Origin of the sequence: Rhodococcus sp. EPR-134, assembly GCF_001647205.1 — a bacterium.
In the GTDB taxonomy this organism is placed as follows: Bacteria; Actinomycetota; Actinomycetes; order Mycobacteriales; family Mycobacteriaceae; genus Rhodococcus_F; species Rhodococcus_F qingshengii.
In genome coordinates, this window is record NZ_LVCT01000267.1 from 1 (window position 1) to 3125 (window position 3125).

Annotated in this window: 4 protein-coding genes; 3 read left to right on the plus strand and 1 reads right to left on the minus strand. The window is 64.8% G+C overall.

What is annotated here, in order from left to right; translation table 11 throughout:
• The coding region (locus A2J01_RS12040; RefSeq protein ID WP_064112785.1) for an amidohydrolase at nt 1-944 on the plus strand (944 nt) is incomplete at its 5' end.
• 55 nt (nt 945-999) lie between these two features.
• Nucleotides 1000-2076 (plus strand): hypothetical protein, encoded by a 1077-nt coding sequence (locus A2J01_RS12045; RefSeq protein WP_064112786.1) that lies wholly within the window; start codon nt 1000-1002, stop codon nt 2074-2076.
• 13 nt (nt 2077-2089) lie between these two features.
• On the opposite strand, the gene A2J01_RS12050 is transcribed toward A2J01_RS12045, so the two are convergent.
• On the minus strand, nt 2090-2560 hold the full coding sequence (locus A2J01_RS12050; RefSeq protein WP_003940753.1) for a gamma-glutamylcyclotransferase: 471 nt from the start codon (nt 2558-2560) through the stop codon (nt 2090-2092).
• A 154-nt stretch (nt 2561-2714) separates the two neighbouring features.
• Between A2J01_RS12050 and A2J01_RS12055 the strand changes: the two genes are divergently transcribed.
• On the plus strand, nt 2715-3125 hold a 411-nt coding region (locus tag A2J01_RS12055), incomplete at its 3' end, for an FAD-dependent oxidoreductase (RefSeq protein ID WP_156519250.1).

Consider the following 3125-nt stretch of genomic DNA (forward strand, 5'->3'; position numbering starts at 1 on the left):
CACGAATCGCACTGCGCGCCGACATGGACGCTTTGCCGATGCAGGAGGCGACCGGAGCGACGTACTCGTCCACAGTCCCCGGTGTGTCCCATGCGTGCGGCCACGACGCCCACACCACCATCTTGCTCGGCGCCGGACTGGCTCTGGCCACGCTGCCCGAACTTCCCGTCGGGGTTCGGCTGATATTCCAGCCCGCCGAGGAAGTCATGCCTGGCGGAGCACTCGACGTCATCGCCGCGGGCGCGCTCGACGGTGTGTCCAGAATCTTTGCTCTGCACTGCGATCCGCGACTCGAGGCAGGCCAGGTCGGAATGCGCCTGGGCGCGATCACCTCTGCTGCCGACACGATCGAGGTCGTCCTCGACTCTCCGGGTGGGCACACGTCGCGGCCGCATTTGACCACGGATCTGATCTACGCGCTCGGCACCGTCGTGACCGGGCTGCCGGGAATGCTCAGCCGTCGTATCGATCCGCGTACCGGAACCGTCATGGTGTGGGGCGCGGTCAGCGCAGGTCAGGCGCCCAACGCGATTCCGCAGACCGGCATGATGACGGGCACGGTACGTACCGGCGATCACGACACCTGGGAGTTGCTCGAACCGCTCGTGGAAGAAATCGTCCACGGACTGCTCGCACCCACCGGAGTTCGCTACCAACTCAACTATCGTCGCGGAGTGCCTCCGGTCGTCAACGACGAGGTGTCCACTCGGATGTTCGAGGACGCCATCGCGACCGTCGGACAAGATGCTTTGGCGGACACCCCGCAATCCGGTGGTGGCGAAGACTTTTCGTGGTACCTCGAAACCGTGCCGGGTGCCATGGCGCGGCTCGGCGTGTGGTCGGGTGAGGGCGATCAGCTCGACATCCACCAACCCACTTTCGATCTCGACGAGCGAGCACTCGGCGTCGGTGTGAAGGTTCTGACGAGCCTGGTTCTGGGATAGTTCCGGTTCCCGTCGGGGGTACCGTTTTTCGTGTCGTTCGAGTGAAGGTACGGGCATGTCCATAGGTGTGGGAGTGCGAATCGGCACATTGGTGTCGACGGCTGTCGTTGCGTCGAACGATCCGGGTTCGGCCGATCCGGTGGTATTGGTTCGGGACACGATCCTCAATCAACGCAAGGACGGAACGACGGTGCTCGGTGGCACCGAGCAACTGGGTGCCGGCCGTGAGTTCGCCGAGAGCTGGTCGGGCTTTGTCGGTCGCGTCGGGGACCCGAGTGGCGTCGCGGGAACTGCCGATACTCGTTACCGCGCCGAGGATTTGGTGGCGACCTCGATTCGCTGTCTGTTGCAGGAATGCGAGCCGCTGCCCGATCGTGGTGGTCGAAGCGGGGGAGCGCCCGACATCGTCGCGACCTACCCGTCACGCTGGGACTCGTCGACAGCGGCCCTCATGCAGGATTCGCTGGTCTACGCGGGCCTCGGACGGGTCACACTCGTCTCGGATGCCGAGGCCGTGTCGGCGTGGTTCGAGTCGGAAATCGCGGCACTCGCCGGCACGCTCATCGGCATCTATCACGTGGACGACACCGGGGCAGCGGTCACCCTCGTGCGTTCTGGTGTCGCGGCCGGCCGTGCATTCGGCTTTGCCGGCGACGGGAGTTCGCCGAGTTCACGCCTCGCGACGGCTCTGGGTGCGTTCGGTTGGATGCCGGAGAACCTGGACGCCGTAGTCGTCACCGGTGACGGCGAACCGGCGACAGACAAAGCGGCCATGATGTCCATAGCGGCCGGGATTGCCGAAAAGCTCGGTGTCAGATGTGAACTCGGTCCCGGACCTGAGCAGTCGGCTGCGCTGGGAGCCGCAATTCTGGCTGCCGGATTCACCTCGACGTCGCACACTATCGTGCCGATCGGATTGCCGCCTTCACACGACGTGACCGAGGTGTTCGACACCCTGGGACGCGAGAAGGTGGTGGCAGAAACCGCTGCCGGGGTGGCGACCGCCGAGCCGGAAACTGCAGTTGTCGCAGGCGAATCGGAGTCGCGCGGTTCCAAGCGTGTGCTCATCGGCGTGACGGTTGTGGTGGTGCTCGCAGCACTGGCAGTGCTCGCGTATTTCCTGCTGCTTTGAGCAGGACAGCTATCTAATCGGTAACACCGTTACCCGGACCGACATTGCGGCTGTTTCTCGTCCGCAACTCTCGTACGTACTCGGCCGGCGCTCCGGCAATCTCGGCAGCGTCGGCCATCACACCGATGTAGCGGGCCGACGGCAGCCCGCCTTCGTACGCATCCATGACGTAGAGCCACGCAAGTACCGCGTCGCCGGCGGTGTCGACCCGCACGCGGATCTTGCGGTGCAGACCCAGTTCGGCACCTTCCCAGCGGTCCAGACTCACTTCGTCCTCTTCCGGGACGTCGTAGAGCACCACGAAAACACTGGAATCGGGATCTTCGACCACGGTGGCGAGAGCACCCTCCCAGCCGAGGTCCTCGCCGCTGAAGGTCAGGCGCCAGCCTCGCAGCCACCCTGTCCCGGACATGGGGGAGTGTGGGCAGCGCAACAACATCTGCTCGGGATGCATGTTGGAACCGTAGGCGGCATAAATCGACACGGGCGCAAGCCTAAACCGTGGTCCGAGGGTGTGGCGAAGCGGACCACCGGACGCAAGTAATCTGGTACAAGCACTGCGCGACACGTGGTGCTCGAATAGCGTGACACTGGTCGACGGGAGACCCCTGCCGGCCACGCGAGGACTTGGAGGACACATGACCCGGATCGTGATCATCGGTGGCGGACCCGCCGGCTACGAGGCGGCACTGGTAGCCGCGCAGCACGGGGCCACGGTCACCCTGGTCGATTCGGACGGCGTCGGCGGTGCGTGTGTGCTGTTCGACTGTGTCCCGTCGAAGACGTTCATCGCGTCCACCGGAATCCGCACCGACATGCGTCGTGCATCCGACCTCGGCATCACTCTGGATCCGGAGCAGGCTTCGGTGTCACTGCCGAAGATCCACTCCCGAGTCAAGAGTCTCGCGTTGTCCCAGTCCTCGGACATTCGCGCACGGTTGCAGACGGTAGGCGTCGAGGTTCTCTCCGGCACCGCCGAACTGACCGATCCGCTCCTCGGCATGGCAGCACACCAGGTTCGCGCGACGCTTGGAAGCGGCGAGCAGAAG

What these genes read in the sequence shown, in the direction of transcription:
- A2J01_RS12045 (WP_064112786.1), top strand. Translation starts at nt 1,000, where the DNA reads ATGTCCATAGGTGTGGGAGTGCGAATCGGCACATTGGTGTCGACGGCT.